Annotated in this window: 12 protein-coding genes and 2 rRNA genes; 8 read left to right on the top strand and 6 right to left on the bottom strand. The window is 66.2% G+C overall.

The features are described from left to right. Positions 1–121: 121 nt before the first annotated feature. Complete coding sequence (gene ileS, locus ACFQU4_RS01960) at positions 122–3,286, top strand: isoleucine--tRNA ligase (protein WP_377486156.1); 3,165 nt, start codon at positions 122–124, stop codon at positions 3,284–3,286. A gap of 6 nt (positions 3,287–3,292) precedes the next feature. Here the strand turns inward: ileS and ACFQU4_RS01955 are convergent, their stop codons facing one another. Then, the gene (locus ACFQU4_RS01955) at positions 3,293–3,988 is read right to left on the bottom strand and encodes a TetR/AcrR family transcriptional regulator (protein ID WP_377486153.1); all 696 of its coding nucleotides are present in this window, start codon (positions 3,986–3,988) and stop codon (positions 3,293–3,295) included. A gap of 90 nt (positions 3,989–4,078) precedes the next feature. Between ACFQU4_RS01955 and ACFQU4_RS01950 the strand changes: the two genes are divergently transcribed. Beyond that, on the top strand, positions 4,079–5,248 hold the full coding sequence (locus ACFQU4_RS01950) for an FAD-dependent monooxygenase (RefSeq protein ID WP_377486149.1): 1,170 nt from the start codon (positions 4,079–4,081) through the stop codon (positions 5,246–5,248). A gap of 3 nt (positions 5,249–5,251) precedes the next feature. Here ACFQU4_RS01950 and ACFQU4_RS01945 read toward each other — a convergent pair whose 3' ends face one another. Next, entirely contained in the window at positions 5,252–6,049 is a 798-nt protein-coding gene (locus ACFQU4_RS01945; protein WP_377486147.1) for a DeoR/GlpR family DNA-binding transcription regulator, read from the bottom strand. Between the two features lie 182 nt (positions 6,050–6,231). On the opposite strand from ACFQU4_RS01945, the gene ACFQU4_RS01940 reads away from it, so the two are divergent. The 6 genes from ACFQU4_RS01940 (at position 6,232) to xylB (ending at position 12,842) form a co-directional block, all read left to right on the top strand. Continuing rightward, positions 6,232–7,596, top strand: a complete 1,365-nt coding sequence (locus ACFQU4_RS01940) for an ABC transporter substrate-binding protein (RefSeq protein ID WP_377486144.1) — start codon at positions 6,232–6,234, stop codon at positions 7,594–7,596. Between the two features lie 7 nt (positions 7,597–7,603). Continuing rightward, on the top strand, positions 7,604–8,557 hold the full coding sequence (locus ACFQU4_RS01935) for a carbohydrate ABC transporter permease (RefSeq protein ID WP_377486141.1): 954 nt from the start codon (positions 7,604–7,606) through the stop codon (positions 8,555–8,557). Continuing rightward, positions 8,557–9,447 (top strand): carbohydrate ABC transporter permease, encoded by an 891-nt coding sequence (locus tag ACFQU4_RS01930; RefSeq protein WP_377486138.1) that lies wholly within the window; start codon positions 8,557–8,559, stop codon positions 9,445–9,447. The genes ACFQU4_RS01935 and ACFQU4_RS01930 overlap by 1 nt, the downstream gene beginning before the upstream one ends. Next, complete coding sequence (locus ACFQU4_RS01925) at positions 9,447–10,478, top strand: zinc-dependent alcohol dehydrogenase family protein (protein ID WP_377486135.1); 1,032 nt, start codon at positions 9,447–9,449, stop codon at positions 10,476–10,478. The genes ACFQU4_RS01930 and ACFQU4_RS01925 overlap by 1 nt, the downstream gene beginning before the upstream one ends. 23 nt (positions 10,479–10,501) lie before the next feature. Further along, positions 10,502–11,326: a DeoR/GlpR family DNA-binding transcription regulator gene (locus ACFQU4_RS01920; RefSeq protein ID WP_377486132.1), complete on the top strand. Its 825-nt coding sequence runs from the start codon at positions 10,502–10,504 to the stop codon at positions 11,324–11,326. A gap of 109 nt (positions 11,327–11,435) precedes the next feature. Continuing rightward, positions 11,436–12,842 carry a xylulokinase gene (xylB, locus tag ACFQU4_RS01915; RefSeq protein WP_377486128.1) on the top strand — a complete coding sequence of 469 codons (1,407 nt, stop codon included), beginning with the start codon at positions 11,436–11,438 and terminating at the stop codon, positions 12,840–12,842. A gap of 92 nt (positions 12,843–12,934) precedes the next feature. Here xylB and ACFQU4_RS01910 read toward each other — a convergent pair whose 3' ends face one another. From ACFQU4_RS01910 to ACFQU4_RS01895, 4 genes are all read right to left on the bottom strand, one after another. Continuing rightward, positions 12,935–13,516 (bottom strand): dihydrofolate reductase family protein, encoded by a 582-nt coding sequence (locus ACFQU4_RS01910; protein WP_377486125.1) that lies wholly within the window; start codon positions 13,514–13,516, stop codon positions 12,935–12,937. Positions 13,517–13,580: 64 nt separating this feature from the next. After that, the gene (locus ACFQU4_RS01905; RefSeq protein ID WP_377486122.1) at positions 13,581–14,420 is read right to left on the bottom strand and encodes a helix-turn-helix domain-containing protein; all 840 of its coding nucleotides are present in this window, start codon (positions 14,418–14,420) and stop codon (positions 13,581–13,583) included. Positions 14,421–14,506: 86 nt separating this feature from the next. Further along, positions 14,507–14,623, bottom strand: a 5S ribosomal RNA gene (gene rrf / locus ACFQU4_RS01900). 71 nt (positions 14,624–14,694) lie between these two features. Further along, a 23S ribosomal RNA gene (locus tag ACFQU4_RS01895) occupies positions 14,695–17,819 on the bottom strand. Positions 17,820–17,962 lie beyond the last annotated feature (143 nt).

Here is a 17,962-nt window from a genome sequence, read left to right as displayed (position 1 = left end):
TCTGGTTCCGGCCTGCTTGGGCCTCTATCCCGGTCCTGATTCACCCGACAATCCTGCACCACTCCGGCCGTTCTGGCCGCACCCGCCCGAACCGGTGCCCCGGCGCTATCATCATCGCGCCATGACTGAGCAGCTCACCCGTGATTCCCAGCCCACCGCCGGCTACGCCTCCGTACCGCCGCAGATCGACCTGCCGGCGATGGAAAAGCAGATTCTGGACCTGTGGCAGCGGAACCGTACGTTCGACCGTTCCCTCGAGCAGACCGCCGGCGGCGAGCCGTGGACGTTCTACGAAGGACCGCCGACGGCGAACGGGAAGCCGGGTACCCACCACATCGAGACCCGGGTCTTCAAGGACGTGTTCCCGCGGTTCCGCACGATGCGCGGCTACCGGGTGGACCGCAAGGCCGGCTGGGACTGCCACGGGCTTCCGGTCGAGCTCGCGGTGGAGAACGAACTGGGCCTGAACGGCAAGCCGGACATCGAGCGGTACGGGGTGGAGGCGTTCAACGCCAAGTGCCGCGAGTCGGTGCGCCGCCATGTCGACGCGTTCCGCGAGCTGACCGAGCGGATGGGCTACTGGGTCAATCTCGACCAGGCGTACGAGACGATGAACCCGACCTACGTCGAGTCGGTCTGGTGGGCGCTGAAGAAGATCTTCGACTCCGGGCTGCTGACCGAGGACTTCCGGGTCGCGCCGTACTGCCCGCGCTGCGGCACCGGCCTTTCCGATCATGAACTCGCCCAGGGGTACGAGAACATCGTCGACCCCTCCGTCTACGTACGGCTGCCGCTGACCTCCGGCCCGCACGCCGGCCAGGCGGATCTGCTGATCTGGACGACGACCCCGTGGACCCTGCCGTCCAACGCGCTGGTCGCGGTCAAGGACGACGTCACGTACACGGTCGCCGTCCATGATCAGGAACGCCCGGTGGTGGTGACGGAGTCGCTGATCGGGTCGGCGCTCGGCGAGGGCTGGCGGGCCACCTCGACCTTCACCGGCGCGGAGATGGTGGGCTGGACGTACGACCGTCCGTTCACCATCGTCGACTGGCCGGGTCGCGGCCATTTCGTGGTGACCGAGGACTACGTCACCACGACCGACGGCACCGGATTGGTCCATCAGGCCACGGTTTTCGGGGCGGACGACTTCGAGTCGGTGCGCCGCAACGGGGTCGAGTTGATCAATCCGATCAACACCCAGGGCCGGTTCGACGACGGCCTCGAGCTGGTCGGCGGTGTCTACTTCCGCGACGCCAACGAGGCGCTGATGGACGACCTGGCCGAGCGCGGCCGGCTGTTCCGCCGGATCGACTTCGAGCACTCGTACCCGCACTGCTGGCGCTGCCACAGCGCGCTGATGTACTACGCGCTGCCGTCCTGGTACATCCGGACCACCAAGATCAAGGACGCCCTGCTCCGGGAGAACGAGCGGACCACCTGGTACCCGGAAACGATCAAGTGGGGCCGCTACGGCGACTGGCTGAACAACAACATCGACTGGGCGCTGTCCCGGTCCCGCTACTGGGGCACCCCGCTGCCGGTCTGGCGCAACGACGCCGACCCGACCAAGCTCATCTGCGTCGGGTCGCTGGCCGAGCTGTCCGAGCTGACCGGCACCGACCTGGCTGATCTTGATCCGCACCGCCCGTTCATCGACGACGTGACGTTCACGGTGCCGGGTGAGGAAGGGACCTACCGGCGGGTGCCGGAGGTGATCGACGCCTGGTTCGACTCCGGCTCGATGCCCTTTGCCCAGTGGGGCTATCCGCATCTGGAGGGCTCGGTCGAGCAGTTCGAGCAGGCCTACCCGGCCGACTTCATCTGCGAGGCGATCGACCAGACCCGCGGCTGGTTCTACACGCTGATGACCGTCGGCACCCTGGTGTTCGACGAATCGTCGTACAAGAACGTCGTCTGCCTCGGCCACATCCTCGCCGAGGACGGCCGCAAGATGTCGAAGCACCTGGGCAACGTGCTCGACCCGATCGAGCTGATGGACTCCCACGGCGCCGACGCCGTCCGCTGGTTCATGGCCGCCGGCGGCTCCCCCTGGGCGTCCCGGCGGGTCGGTCACTCCACGATCACCGAGACCGTCCGCAAGGTCCTGCTGACGTACTGGAACGTCGTCGCCTTCCAGGCCCTCTACGCGAACGCCAACCACTGGTCCCCCGCCGACCGCGTGGACTCCACCCACGTCCTGGACCGGTGGCTCACCTCGATCACCGGAAAGTTGATCACCGAGACCACCGAGGCGTACGAGAACTTCGACCTGCAGCGCGTCGGCCAGTTGATCACCACGTTCGTCGACGATCTTTCCAACTGGTACGTCCGCCGCTCCCGCCGCCGCTTCTGGGCCGGCGACCAGGGTGCCCTGGGCACGCTGCACGACTCGCTCAACGTGCTGACCCGGCTGATGGCCCCGGTGGCCCCGTTCCTCACCGAGCGGGTCTGGCAGGACCTGTTCGCCGGTACGGATCCGGACGGCCCCGACTCGGTCCACCTGGCCTCCTGGCCGACCGCCGACGATGCCGTACGCGACGCCGACCTGGACGCCTCGATGCAGCTGGCCCAGCGCCTGGTCGAACTCGGCCGCGCCGCCCGCTCGGAGGCCAAGATCAAGATCCGCCAGCCCCTCGGCCGCGCCCTGATCCCGACCGCCAGCCATGATCGTCTCGGCCCCGAGCTGCTCGCCGAGATCGCCGCCGAACTCAACCTGTCCAAGGTCGAGTCGTTCACCGGCGCCGGCGACCTGGTCGAGTACACGGCCAAGGGCAACTTCCGCGCCCTCGGCAAGCGGTTCGGCAAGCAGACCCCTCAGGTCGCCGCCGCGATCGCCGCAGCCGACTCCGCCACCCTCGCCGCATCCCTGTCCAGCAAGGGATCCGCCACCGTCGACCACGACGGCGGCACCGAGGTGACGGCGGACGAGGTGATCATCTCCGAGCGCCCGAAGGAAGGCTGGTCGGTGATCAACGACCAGGGCGAGACCATCGCCCTCGACCTCGAGCTGACGCCGGAATTGATCAAGGCCGGCCTGGCCCGCGAGGCGATCCGGCTGATCCAGGAGACCCGCAAGGACACCGGCCTCGAGGTCACCGACCGGATCACCCTCGCCTGGTCCGCCGGCCCGGAACTCGCCGAGGCCCTCCGCGAACACTCCACCCTGGTCGCCGACGAGGTCCTCGCCGTCGAGTTCACCGAAGCCGCCCCCGCCGCAGACTGGCACCGCTTCGACGACCTCGACCTCACCCTCTCCCTGCACAAGGCCGGGGCGCCTGCCTAACGGCACTCACCGGTCGGCGTAGCCGGCCAGCCCGTCGAGGATCCGGTCCAGCCCGAAGTCGAGGGCGGCGTCTTGGCCGCCGGAGGAAGCGGCGGCAGTGAAGGCTGCAGACGCTTCCGGGTAGCGGTCGGCGTGCCGGGACAGGACTCCGGCCATCAGGTCGGCGACCCCGGCCTCCACGTTCGAGGATGCCTGCCCTGCCGACTGCTGGACGAGGCCGCGCACGTGCCAGACGATCATGGCGAGGGCGTCCAGGCGGGCGGCGCCGTCGAGTGAGGTCGGACGCAGGGCGCGCAGACCGACCTCGGTCCAGGCGAGTTCCTTCGGGCCGAACGGGCGGATCCCGACCGAGAGGGTCAACGCCCAGGGGTGCTTGATCATCTCGGTGTGCAGAGCGAGGGCCCAGGATCGCAGGGCGGCTCGCCAGTCCGGCTCGTCATCGAGGTCGGGCGGCGTACCCAGGGCACGATCCAACACCAGGGCGAGAAGCTCGTCCTTCCCCGGCGCATAGCGATAGAGGGACATCTTGGTGACGCCGAGCCGGTCGGCGATCCGTTGCATGGTCACCGCGTCCAGCCCGTCGGCGTCGGCCAGCCCGATCGCCGTCTCGACGATCTGATCAAGACTGATCCGCGGCTTCGGCCCGCGCTTGACGCCCTGCTCCTCGGGCCACAGCAACGCGACGGTCTCGCGATGATCCACCCACGCCTCCCGGAACCGACTTGCCCCTGCCAGGTGTTTACCATACAGTTTCTGTGTCCGATGGACACAATTAATTCTCAGGGGGTACGGATGTCCGCTCGCAGGGTTCTCGTCTCGGGGGCCAGCATCGCCGGGCCGGCGACGGCCTGGTGGCTCGCCCGGTACGGCTACGACGTCACGGTCGTCGAGCGAGCACCGGAACTGCGCGGCGGCGGCCAGGCGGTGGACTTCAAGGGCACCACCCACCGCACGGTGCTGGAGCGGATGGGGCTCTGGGACGCTGTTCATGATCGCCAGACCGGGCGGACCGATCTGCAGATCGTCGATGATCATGATCGGGTCAAGGCGGTGATCCCGGGCGAGTTCTCCGGTGGCGATGTGGAGATCCTGCGCGGCGACCTGGCGACTCTGCTCTACGAGCGCACGAAGGACTCCTGCCGGTACCTGTTCGGTGATCACCTGACCTCGCTGACCGAGACCCCGGACGGGGTCGAGGCCACCTTCGCCCACCACGCCCCGGAACGGTACGACCTCGTGATCGGCGCCGACGGCGTCCACTCCGGCGTCCGCCGGCTCGCCTTCGGGCCGAAGCGCGACTACGTCCGGCACCTTGGCTACTACTACGCGGTGGTCGGCGGCAGCCCGGTCCGACCCGGCGGCACCGAACCCGGCCGCGCCGTCGGTTCGCTGTACAACGAGCCGGGCCGCATGATCACCGACGGCGGTTCCAAGGCCCCGCAACTGTACGTGTTCGCCTCGCCGCTGCTGGACTACGACCGCTCGGACATCCATGTCCAGAAGGGAATCCTGACCGACGCGTTCCGTGGGGCCGGCTGGCGCACGCCACGCCTGCTGGCTCGGCTGCCCGACCAACTGGACTTCTACCTCGACTCGATCAGCAAGGTCGTGACCGACCGCTACACCACCGGGCGGTTCGCCCTGGTCGGCGACGCGGCCTACGCGAACACCCTCGGCGGTTTCGGCACCGGGCTCGCCCTGGTCGGCGGCTACGTGCTGGCCGGCGAGCTCGCGTCGGCCGGCGGTGATCACCGAGCCGCCTTCGATCGCTACACGTCGATCATGTATCGCTACGCCAAGATCGCCCGGAAGGGCAACGCCGGGCCGTTCCTGGCGCCGGCCTCGAAGCTCAAGATCAGAATGCGGGACCTGACCTTCGCCAACAGGTTCCTGCTCGGTCTGATGATGAAGCTGACCGACGACTTCGCGAACAACATCGATCTCCCGCGCTATCCGGACTGATCGTCACGGATCGACGATGATCACTTCCGGACCGGCCGCGGTGAGCTCGCCGAGCAGCTCGCGATCCGCCCCCGCGTCGGTGATGATCAGGTCGACCTCGCTCAACGTACCGAAGGCACAGAAGGAGTCCCGGCCCACCTTGCCGGAGATCACCGGCACGATTCGGCGCCGGGCCGACAGCAGCATGGCCCGCTTCACCGCCGCCTCCTCGGGATTGGTCGTAGTCAACCCGCGGGCCGCGGTGAGGCCGTTCACCCCGATGATCGCGACGTCCACGGCGAGACTCTCCAACCGCCGGCTGGTCGCGGCGTCCACGGCCGCCGAGGTCAGCCCGCGGATCAGTCCCGGCAGCGTGAGTACGGTCAGCGTCGTCGACTGAGCGAGATACTGCGCCGCCGGCAGGTTGTTGGTCACGACCGCCGCACCGCCGTCCTTCGCCATGGCCTGCGCGCAACTGAAGGTCAGCGACCCCGAGTCGAGCATGATCACGCCGTCGGCCGGCAACTCCTCGGCCACCCGGTCGGCGATCGCCAGCTTCTCCGCCCGCTGCTCCGCGTGGCGCGCCGCCAGCGCCTGCTCGAACGGTGTCGCGTCGACCAGCCGGGCACCGCCGCGCACCCGGCGCACGGTCCCCCGCCGGGCCAGCACCTCCAGGTCCCGCCGTACGGTCTCGGCCGCAACACCCAGCCGACGGCCGATCTCGGCGACGCTCACGTCCCGGCCCGGGACGGTCAACAAGAACTCCGCGATCGCCTGCTGACGCTGCGGCGGATACATCGGCAAGGTGTCGGCGCTGCCCACGACGCCCATTCAAACACGAACGGATCGTTTCAACACACAATCGGGCACAGTATCCACCGAATCACCCCTATTTCGGTCTGGACCGGGCACTGTGAGATGGGTTATGGTCACAAACGGGCAGCACGTGATGCGGGAACAGCGCGGCGGCTGCAGACGCGACTTGGCAGGGAGGCCGGCCTTCGATGATCACAACCACCCGCTCCAGAGCCAGGCTGGCGGCACCCGTGCTGCTGGCCGGGCTCAGCCTGACAGTGACCGGCTGCGCCGGTTTCGGCAACATCGGCAACCAACCGGGCGTGACGACGGTGACCTTCGCCAGCGTCAACAACCCGCAGATGCAGGACCTGGCCCAGCTCATCCCCGAGTTCGAACGGACCCATCCCAACATCAAGATCAACACCTTGATGATGGAGGAGAACGATCTTCGCAACGCCGCGACCAAGGACGTCGCGACCGAGGGCGGGCAGTACGACGTGATGACCGTCGGCCTCTACGAGGTGCCGATCTGGGGTCAGAACGGTTGGCTGGTCGACCTGACCGATCAGGCGAAGCAGGATCCGAGCTACGACGTCGAGGACATCTTCACCCCGGTCCTGGACGGCGTCTCCTACCAGGACCGCTACTACGCGATGCCGTTCTACGGCGAGTCGTCCTTCCTCATGTACCGCAAGGATCTGTTCGAGCAGGCCGGGCTGGAGATGCCGGAACGGCCGACCTGGCAGCAGGTGGCCGACTTCGCCAAGCAGCTGAAGACCGACGACCGGGCCGGCATCTGCCTGCGCGGCAAGCCCGGCTGGGGCGAGATGTTCGCGCCGCTGACGACGATGGTGAACACCTTCGGCGGCCAGTGGTACGACGAGAGCTGGAACGCCCAGGTGAACGGGCCCGGCTTCCGCAACGCCATCCAGTTCTACCTGGACACGCTGAAGGCCGGCGGCCAGTCCGACCCGGTCTCGTACGGCTTCACCGAGTGTCTCAACCTGGTCGGTGGCGGCAATGCGGCGATGTGGTACGACGCGACGTCGGCCGCCGGCTCCCTCGAATCCGGGCCCAACAAGGGCAAGTTCGGCTACGTCCGGGCACCGGTCGAGCAGACCAAGGACTCCGGCTGGCTGTGGTCGTGGAACCTCGGCATCAACGCCAGCGTGAAGGAGGATCCGGAGAAGCAGGCGGCCGCCTGGGAGTTCGTCAAGTGGGCCACCTCGAAGGAGTACGTCCAGCTCTCCGGCGAACGGATGGGCTGGCCGCGGGTACCGTCCGGCACCCGGGCCTCCACGTTCGAGATCCCCGACTACCTGGCCTCCGGCGAGGAGTTCGCCCCGCTCACCGCAGAGATCATGGGCGAGGTCAATCCGAAGCAGCCGGGCGTCGCGCCGCAGCCGTGGATCGGCATCCAGTACGTGACGATTCCCGAGTTCCAGGACGTCGGCAACCAGACCTCGCAGCTGATCGCGGACGTGATCGCCGGCCGGCGCGACCTCGACGGCGCGCTGCAGGACAGCCAGGCGATCGCCCAGCGAGCCGGCGACAAGCAGAAGAATCAGTGAGGGCTCGATGACCACCACAGCAGCAGACCCGGTCCCGACCACCACCGGACCGAAGCGAGGCAAACCGGCCAAGATCAAGCTGACCGGACAGGACCTCGCCGAGCGGATCTTCGCGCGCAAGCTGGTCCTGCCGGCCCTGATCGTGGCGATCCTGATCACCCAGGTCCCGTTCATCGCGACGATCGTCTACTCGTTCGCCGACTGGAACCTGGCCCGGCCCGAACAGCGCGGCTTCGCCGGTTTCGACAACTACATCGCCGTTGTGGCCAATGGCGCCTTCCTCCCCTCGGCCTTGGCCACGGTGCTCATCGTCGGCGGCTCGGTGATCCTGTCGCTGATCCTCGGCCTGGTCTTCGCCGTCCTGCTGGACCGCAAGTTCAAGGGTCAGGCGATCGCCCGGACGCTGTTGATCACGCCGTTCCTGGTGATGCCGGCGGCGGCCGCGCTGATCTGGAAGTACTCGATGCTGGACGTCGGTACCGGCATGATCAACTACGGGCTCTCCTTCTTCGGCATCGACCCGGTGGCCTGGAACACCAACTTCCCGATGCTGACGATCATCTTCACGCTGACCTGGCAGTACACGCCGTTCATGATGTTGATCTTGCTGGCCGGCCTGCAGTCGCAATCCGGTGAGGTGCTCGAGGCGGCCGATGTCGACGGCGCCGGTCCGCTGCAGACCTTCCGCTACATGACGCTGCCGCACCTGCGGACGTACGCGGAGCTGGCCACCCTGCTCGGCACGGTGATGATGATCCAGGTGTTCGACCCGGTGAACATCATGACCAAGGGCACCGGCGGCACCAAGACGCTGCCGTACCTGCTCTACGAGCGGGCCTTCATCGGCCAGGAGATCGGCGAGGCCGCCGCGTACGGCGTCGTCACCGTCATCCTGACGATCATCGTCACCACGATCGCGTTGCGGACCCTGTTCCGCGTCTTCACCGAGGAGGCACGCTGATGGCCACCACGACGGCAACCGCGCCACAGGCAGCCGAACCCCGAGCGGCGATCGCCCGCGGCGGCAGCAGGTTCACCAAGCGGAAGGTCGGTGGCGTGATCATCACCGGCGTCACCTGGGTGCTGGTCTTCCTGTTCTTCTTCCCGGTGCTCTGGATGGTGCTGAACAGCTTCAAGTCCGAGGCGGGCGCGGCCGCCTTCCCGCCCCAGATCGTCGCCGACTTCTCCTTCGACCGGTACGGCCAGGTGTTCGAGCGCGGCATGGGCCTCTACCTGGCCAACTCCGCGGCGGTCTCGATCCTGTCCACCGTGGTGGTGATGATGCTCGCCATCCCGGCCGCGTACGCCCTGTCAGTGCGGCCGATCGGGAAGTGGCAGGACGCGCTGTTCTTCTTCATCTCGACCCGGTTCATGCCGGTCGCCGCGTCGATCATCCCGGTGTTCCTGCTGCTGCGCGTCGTGGGCGGCCTGGACAACCTGTGGTGGCTCGGCGCCCTCTATCTCGGGATCAACCTGCCGCTGGCGATCTGGATGATGCGGTCCTTCTTCGCCGAGGTGCCGCGGGCCGTCGTCGAAGCGGCCCAGGTGGACGGCGCCTCGTACTCCCGGGAACTGTGGCGGATCTCGCTGCCGATCGTCGCGCCGGGCGCCGCGGCGGCCGCGCTGATCTGCTTCATCTTCGCCTGGAACGAATACTTCCTGGCCAACCTGCTCACCGCGGTCGTGGCCCGTACCACACCGCCGTTCCTGGGCAGCTTCGTCGACGGCCGCGGCCAGTTCGTGGCGGTGCTGTCGGCGGCCGCGACGATCGCCGTACTGCCGGTGATCGCGGCCGGTTGGATCGCCCAGAAGCGACTGGTCCGGGGCCTGGCGATGGGGGCGGTCAAGTAATGCGGGCGATCGTCTTCACCGGGCCCGGCGCGTTCGAACTCGCCGAGGTGCCGGACCCGAGTCCCGGTCCGCGCGAGGTCGTCGTCGAGGTGTCCGCGGTCGGGATCTGCGGGACCGACGTGCACGTCCTGGACGGCGAGTTCGAGCCGACCGTCTTCCCGATCACGCCCGGGCACGAGACCTCCGGCGTCGTCGTCGCGGTCGGTTCGGAGGTGTCGGAGTTCTCCCCCGGCGACCGGGTCTCGGTCGATCCGACCCTGACCTGCGGCGAGTGCACGTACTGCCGGAACGGGCGGCCCAATCTGTGCCAGCGCTGGGACGGCGCCGGCGTGGCCCGGACCAACGGCTCGGCGGCCGACTACATGCTGGCGCCGGTACGCAACGTCTACCGGTTGCCGGACGGCGTCGACCTCGAGCTCGCGGCGCTGATCGAGCCGCTGTCCTGCGCCATCCACGGCTACGACCTGCTGCCCCGCCGGCTCGGCGAACACTATCTCGTCTACGGCGCCGGGACGATGGGACTGATGATGGCCCAGCTGGCGCCGCGGGCCGGCGCCGCCTCGGTCACGGTGATCGACCGCAACCCGGACCGGCTGCAGGTGGCCCGCGAGGTCGGCGTCGAACGGGTCGCCGAGTCAGCGGATCAGGTGGAGCGGGCCGGCGGCTGGGACGTGGTGATCGACTGTACGGGTGTCGTCGGCGCGATCGAGGACGGACTCGGGCGGGTCCGCCGGGGAGGCACCTTCCAGCAGTTCGGGGTCGCGCCGACGGACGCCCGGGCCGCCTTCTCGCCGTTCCGGATCTACAACGACGAGATCACCGTGGTCGGCTCGATGGCGGTGCTGAGTTCGTACGAACGCGCGGTCGAGCTGTTCGCCGCCGGCGTGCTGAACGCGGCGCCGATGGTGAGCCACGCCTTCCCGCTCACCGAGTACGGATCGGCGCTGGAGACCTTCCGGGCCGGCACCGGGCGGAAGCTGCAACTGCGGCCGGCGCTGGACCGAACCATCGAACTGGCCGCCCCGTCGTGAGTCCGGGCGAGGTGGGCGATCCGATGCGGGCGGAGGACCGGCAGTCGACCCTGGCCGAATGGCTGGCGGACGAGGGCAGGATCGACGTGATCACCGCCGCCGACCGGCTCGGCGTCGCGCCGGAGACGATCCGGCGGGATCTGCGCGCCATGGAGCGCTCCGGCCGGCTGCGGCGGGTCCACGGTGGTGCCGTGGCGGCCGATTCCGATCCGATCGCGGCGCTCGGCCGGCCGGACTCGGTCGACCCCGCCGATCAGGACTGGGCTGCTGCGGTCTGGGCGCTGCTGCCACGGAGCGGCACCGTGCTGCTCGGCACCGGTGAGCCCACCCTGACGCTGGCCAAGCTGATCGTCACCGAGGCCGACGACCTGACCGACCTCACCATCGTCACGAACTCGCTGGACGCGGCCCTGGTGCTGTCCCGGGCACCGGGGCTGTCGGTCTACAACCTCGGCGGTACGGTCTCGGCGCGCACCCGCGCCCAGGAGGGCGACTGGGCCCTCGCCGAACTGGGCCGGCTGCACACCGATGTCAGTGTGATCTGCCCGGCCGGCGTACACCATGATCACGGGCTGACCCAGCAGACCCCGGCCGCCGCCGCGGTGTCGGAGGCGGAGGTGGCGGCCGGAACAACGGTGGTGGCGCTGGCCGCTCCGGAGTCGCTGGGCGGCACCGCCCTGGTCCGGTTCGCGTCGCTGGAATCGGTGGACGTGCTCGCCGTCGCCGGCTCGGTGCCGGACCGTGCGCTGCGTCCGTACCGGGAGGGCGGGATCAAGATCATCACGCCCGGACCGCGGACCGAACAGGACGCCGCCGAGCCGGACGCGGGCGCTATCGTCGGAGCCTGAAGAAGCGTGCACTGAGCCTGTCGAAGTGCGAAACCGGTCACGCGGCTTGCCCTTCGACAGGCTCAGGGAGCGTTCTGGCCTGCCCCTTCTACGTTGCCCTGGAGCTCACATGCGACTCGTCGCCGGCGTCGACTCGTCCACCCAATCGGTCAAGCTCGTGGTCTGCGACGCCGAGACCGGCGAGGTGGTCCGCACCTCCCGTGCGCCGCATCCGGACGGCACCGAGGTCTCCGCGCAGGCCTGGCTCGACGCCTACCGCACCGCGACCGCCGATCCCGCCCTGCTCGACGGGGTCGAGGCGATCGCCGTCGCCGGCCAGCAGCACGGCATGGTGACCCTCGACGAGGACGGTGAACTGGTCCGGGACGCGCTGCTCTGGAACGACAACCGGTCCGGCACCGACGCCGTCGACCTGATCGACGAACTCGGCGGCGCACAGGCCTGGGCCGAGGCCACCGGCTCCGTCCCGGTCGCGTCGATGACCGTGGCCAAGGTCCGCTGGCTGGCCCGCAACGAACCGGACAACGCCGCCCGGACCCGCAGCGTCCTGCTGCCGCACGACTGGCTCACCTGGCAGCTGGGTGACCGCAGCTTCGCACCGGTCACCGACCGCGGCGACGCGTCCGGCACTCTCTACTTCGACGCCACCAGCAACGAGTACCGGCAGGATCTGGTCCGGCTCGCTCTCGGCCGCGAACTCGAACTGCCGCGGGTCGCCGCGCCCGACGAGGTGGTCGGCGAGACCTCCTGGGGTGCCGTGATCGCGCCCGGGACCGGAGACAACATGGCCGCCGCCCTTGGCCTCGGCCTGCGGCCCGGCGAGGCGGTGGTCTCGCTCGGCACCAGTGGCACGGCGTACGTGCGGTCGGACCGGCAGACCCACGAGGTCACCGGCACCGTCTCGGGTTTCGCCGACGCCAGCGGAGCCTTCCTGCCGTTGGTCTGCACGCTGAACGGAGCCCGCAACCTCGTCGCCACCGCCGAACTGCTCGGGGTGGACCTGGCCGAGTTCGACAAGCTCGCCCAGAGTGCGCCGCCCGGAAGCGAGGGCGTCAGCTACCTGCCGTACCTGGAGGGCGAGCGCACACCACCGTTGCCGGACGCGACCGGACAGCTGCTCGGCCTCACCCTGAAGAACCTCACCCCCGCGAATCTGGCCCGCGCCACCGTCGAGGGGGTGCTGTGGAGTCTCGCGTACGGAGTCGAGGTGTTGCGCCGTGAAGCCGGCGAGATCGGCCGGATCACGCTGACCGGTGGGGCGGCTCAGTCAGCGGCCGTCCGTGCGATCGCGCCCGCCGTCTTCGGCCTGCCGATCGCGTTCACGGAGCCGTTCGAGAGCGTGGCCGTCGGTGCCGCCCGCCAGGCCGCCTGGGCGCTCACCGGTGAGCTGCCCGAGTGGAAGGTCCCCGTCCTCGGCCAGCACGAGCCCGACGAGAACGAGGTCAAGGCCGCCGGCACCCTCGGCGAGCGCTACCTGGACCTGCTGCACCGCAACTTCCCGCAGACCGCGGGCTGAGAAGGAAGCCACAACGTTCCCCGAGCCTGTCGAAGGGCAAGATCCGATTCGGCTTGGTCCTTCGACAAGCTCAGGACACGAACATTGTCCGGTCAGCGGCGCACCCGATAGCGCAGGTGCAGCACCCGGTCACCCTGAACCTTCGCGTCCGGGTCCTCCAGCAGGTGCTGCGCGTTGACCGTCCCGAAGTAGCGCTTGCCGGCGCCCAACACGACCGGTACGACGTCCATCCGCACCTCGTCGACCAGGCCCGCGGCCAGCGCCTGGCCGCCGACGTCGCCGGCCGCGATCTCCACAACGCGGTCACCCGCCAGCTCCTGCGCCTTGGCCATGGCTGCCTCGATGCCATCGACGAAGTGGTACGGCGCCTTCGGGTCCCAGTCCTCGGGCGGCGGCCGGTGCGTCACGACCACCACATGGTCGATGCCCGCCGGAGGAATCCCGTCCCACCCGTTCGTCAGGTCGAAGACGTGGCGGCCCGCGACGGTCACCCCGATCTCGTCCCAGTACGGCCGGGTGTAGTCGTAGGACGCCTGCGACACCTTCACCTGGCCGCTCTCGTCCATCGGGACGTCACCACTGGACAACCATTCGAACAGCGGTCCCGGCTGGTCGTTCTCGTCCGCGATGAATCCGTCCACCGACACCGAGCTGTACATGACCACTTTGCCCACGGAGCCTCCTTTGCTTGGGGAGCCCCACCCTAAGGCTGCCGCCAGCCGCCGATCTTGTAAGAAATCAATCGGCCGGCAGCGGCCAGCTGTTCAGCACGTTGCCGGGATGCTCGCGCAGGAACCGTCTCCGGACCTCGACGTACCTGGTCGGTGTGAGCCCGGTGAATTCCCGGAACTCGTGGCCGAAGTGAGCCTGGTCGAAATAGCCCGCGCCGGCCGCGAGCTCACTCCAGTCGATCGGTCCGCTGTGATTGATCGAGAACACGGTGGCGGCGAACCGATGGCTGCGGGCCAGCCGTTTCGGGGTGATCCCGATGAGTTCCTTGAATCGCTGCACCAGGTGGGTGTTGCTGACTCCCGCCGCGACGCTCAGCTCGTTGATCGACACCGCTCCCCTGGTCGCAGCGATGACGCTGCTCGTCCGGCGGACCAGGTCCAGGCCGGCGGACTCGCCCAGCCGGCGCCTGAGCTCCTCCTCGAGCAGCGCCAGCATCGCGTGCGGTCCGCCCGCCGTCGCCAGCCGGTCCTGCAGCTCGGCGACGACAGCCCGGCCCCACACCTGTTCGACCGTCACCGGCCGGTCTCGCAGCTCTGCCGCAGGAATCCGCAGGAATGGCGCCAGACCCCACGGCTTGAAGTGCACGCCGACGGACCGAGAGCCTTGCGGATAGCCGAACTCCCAGGCACGGGTAGGCATGGTGACCACACACCCGTCGGCATAGCCGGCCGTTTCCCGCTCGGAGCCGGCCCGGATCTGGAAGGGCGCAGAGAGATTGATGATCAACAGCGCCGAAGGCGCCGGCGGCAGGGTCAGCCGCGCGTACGGCGGCGTACCCTCCAGGAAATACACGTCGTCGATCAGCCCGTCCAACGGCGGTCCAGGCACCCGCGACACGTACTCCACGTCGACAGTATCGCCGACCAAACTGCACAAGAACGCAAAAACACTTCAAGGCCGATCCCCGAAAGGATCGACCTTGAAGTGTATATGACCGGCGACGTCCTAGTCTCCCACACGGCTCCCCGTGCAGTACCATCGGCGCTGAGAGGCTTAACTTCCGGGTTCGGAATGGGACCGGGTGTTTCCCTCTCGCTATGATCACCGAAACTCTATTGAGATATCAGCGGGTTCCCGACCGTATCTCGGGAACTGCACAGTGGACGCGTAGCATCTTTGTAGGAACAAGCCCTCGGCCTATTAGTATCGGTCAGCTCCACACATTACTGTGCTTCCACATCCGACCTATCACCCAGTGTTCTGCTGGGGGCCTTACCAGGTTACCCTGTGGGAGCCATCATCTTGGAGCGTGCTTCCCGCTTAGATGCTTTCAGCGGTTATCACTTCCGAACGTAGCCAACCAGCCGTGCTCTTGGCAGAACAACTGGCACACCAGAGGTTCGTCCGTCCCGGTCCTCTCGTACTAAGGACAGCTCTCCTCAAGACTCCTACGCGCGCAGCGGATAGGGACCGAACTGTCTCACGACGTTCTAAACCCAGCTCGCGTGCCGCTTTAATGGGCGAACAGCCCAACCCTTGGGACCGACTACAGCCCCAGGATGCGACGAGCCGACATCGAGGTGCCAAACCATGCCGTCGCTATGGACGCTCGGGCAAGATCAGCCTGTTATCCCCGGGGTACCTTTTAGCCGTTGAGTGACGGCGCTTCCACATGCCACCGTCAGATCACTAGTCCCGACTTTCGTCCCTGCTCGAGATGCCTCTCTCACAGTCAAGCTCCCTTGTGCACTTACACTCGAAACCTGATTGCCAACCAGGCTGAGGGAACCTTTGGGCGCCTCCGTTACCTTTTAGGAGGCGACCGCCCCAGTCAAACTACCCATCAGGCACTGTCCGTGATCCGGATTACGGACCTACGTTAGATAACCAGAACAACCAGAGTGGTATTTCAACATTGACTCCACAACCACTGGCGTGACTGCTTCAAAGTCTCCCACCTATCCTACACAAGCTGTACCAATCACCAATACCAAACTATAGTAAAGGTCCCGGGGTCTTTCCGTCCTGCTGCGCGTAACGAGCATCTTTACTCGTAGTGCAATTTCGCCGAGTCCGTGGTCGAGACAGCGCCCAAGTCGTTACGCCATTCGTGCAGGTCGGAACTTACCCGACAAGGAATTTCGCTACCTTAGGATGGTTATAGTTACCACCGCCGTTTACTGGCGCTTAAGTTCAGTGCTTCGCCTTGCGGCTAACACCTCCCCTTAACGTTCCAGCACCGGGCAGGCGTCAGTCCGTATACATCGTCTTACGACTTAGCACGGACCTGTGTTTTTAATAAACAGTCGCTCGGGCCTGGTCTCTGCGGCCTTCTCCGCCGTCTGGAGTAAATCCATAGACAGAGTCGGCCCCCCTTATCCCTAAGTTACGGGGGTATTTTGCCGAGTTCCTTAACCACGGTTATCTCGATCGCCTTAGTATTCTCTACCTGACCACCAGAGTCGGTTTAGGGTACGGGCGGCTTATGAACTCGCTACGAAGGTTTTCTAGGCAGCATAGGATCACCCACTCATTCGATCGAAATCGATAGAGCCGTCATGTCTCAGGCATACGAGATGCGGATTTGCCTACATCTCACCCTACGCATTTAGCCCGGGACTACCATCGCCCGGGATGGGCTACCTTCCTGCGTCACTCCTCAGCTTGCCTAATACGAACTTGGGTCGCAGACTCGCACTGGATCAGCCCGAAGGCGTCCTCAGTGCTCGCGTGCTTAGCATTATTCGCCTCGGCAGGGGCGTTCATACGCCGGTACGGGAATATCAACCCGTTGTCCATCGACTACGCCTGTCGGCCTCGCCTTAGGTCCCGACTTACCCAGGGCAGATTAGCTTGACCCTGGAACCCTTGGTCATTCGGCGGACGGGTTTCTCACCCGTCATTCGCTACTCATGCCTGCATTCTCACTCGTGTGCTCTCCACGGCTAGGTTCCCCTGCCGCTTCACCGTGCACACGACGCTCCCCTACCCATCCACGCGCTTGGACCAATCTCCGAAGAGAGAGGCCGGGCACTTGCGTGAATGACACAGCTTCGGCGGATTGCTTGAGCCCCGCTAAATTGTCGGCGCAGAATCACTTGACCAGTGAGCTATTACGCACTCTTTCAAGGGTGGCTGCTTCCAAGCCAACCTCCTGGTTGTCTCCGCAACTCCACATCCTTTTCCACTTAGCAATCGCTTAGGGGCCTTAGCTGGTGTTCTGGGCTGTTTCCCTCTCGACTACGAACCTTATCGCCCGCAGTCTCACTGCCGCGCTCTCACTTACCGGCATTCGGAGTTTGGCTAATTTCGGTAAGCTTGTGGGCCCCCTAGACTATCCAGTGCTCTACCTCCGGCAAGAAACGCGCGACGCTGCACCTATATGCATTTCGGGGAGAACCAGCTATTACGGAGTTTGATTGGCCTTTCACCCCTATCCACAGCTCATCCCCCAGGTTTGTAACCCTGGTGGGTTCGGGCCTCCACGACGTCTTACCGTCGCTTCACCCTGGCCATGGATAGATCACTCCGCTTCGGGTCTAGAGCACGCGACTAAATCGCCCTATTCAGACTCGCTTTCGCTACGGCTACCCCACACGGGTTAACCTCGCCACGTACCACTAACTCGCAGGCTCATTCTTCAAAAGGCACGCCGTGACAGATCCGAAGATCTGCTCCGACGGATTGTAGGCAATCGGTTTCAGGTACTCTTTCACTCCCCTCCCGGGGTACTTTTCACCTTTCCCTCACGGTACTAGTCCGCTATCGGTCACCAAGGAGTATTTAGGCTTAGCGGGTGGTCCCGCCAGATTCGCACGGAGGATTCAGGACCTCCGTCCTACTTGGGGTGACATTCGAGAGTGATCAACTTACGTCTACAGGAGTGTTACCTTCTTTGCTGTGCCTTCCCAGTGCACTTCGACTTCATCGATCATTTTTTACTCTCTGACCAGTCGACAGCCCGGTCTGAATGGCCCCACAACACCGCAGATGCAACGCCTGTCAGCTATCACACATCTGTGGTTTGGCCTCTTCCGCTTTCGCTCACGTCTACTTACGGAATCACTGTTGTTTTCTCTTCCTGTGGGTACTGAGATGATTCACTTCCCCACGTTCCCTCCCACTGCCCTATGTGTTCAGGCAGGGGTCGCCGGACATTACTCCGGTTTCCTTCGAGGTTTCCCTATTCGGAGATCCCCGGATCGAAGCTCGTTTACCAGCTCCCCGGGGCTTATCGCAGGTTACAACGTCCTTCATCGGCTCTTGGTGCCTAGGCATCCACCGATCGCCCTTAGTAGCTTGTTGTTACTACAAAGATGCTCGCGTCCACTGTGAAGTTCTCAACATACGGGCGGTAACAAAGTCCCCCCGATTTTCGGCGAGGGGATCATTGTCCGCTGGAAGGTGGTTGCAAAAGCGACCGAACCTTCAGGACCCAACAGCGTGCT

The organism is Microlunatus sp. GCM10028923 (assembly GCF_042666975.1).
Lineage (GTDB): Bacteria > Actinomycetota > Actinomycetes > Propionibacteriales > Propionibacteriaceae > Microlunatus.
Note: the sequence above shows the minus strand (reverse complement) of the source record. Positions and strands in the feature narration are given on the sequence as shown.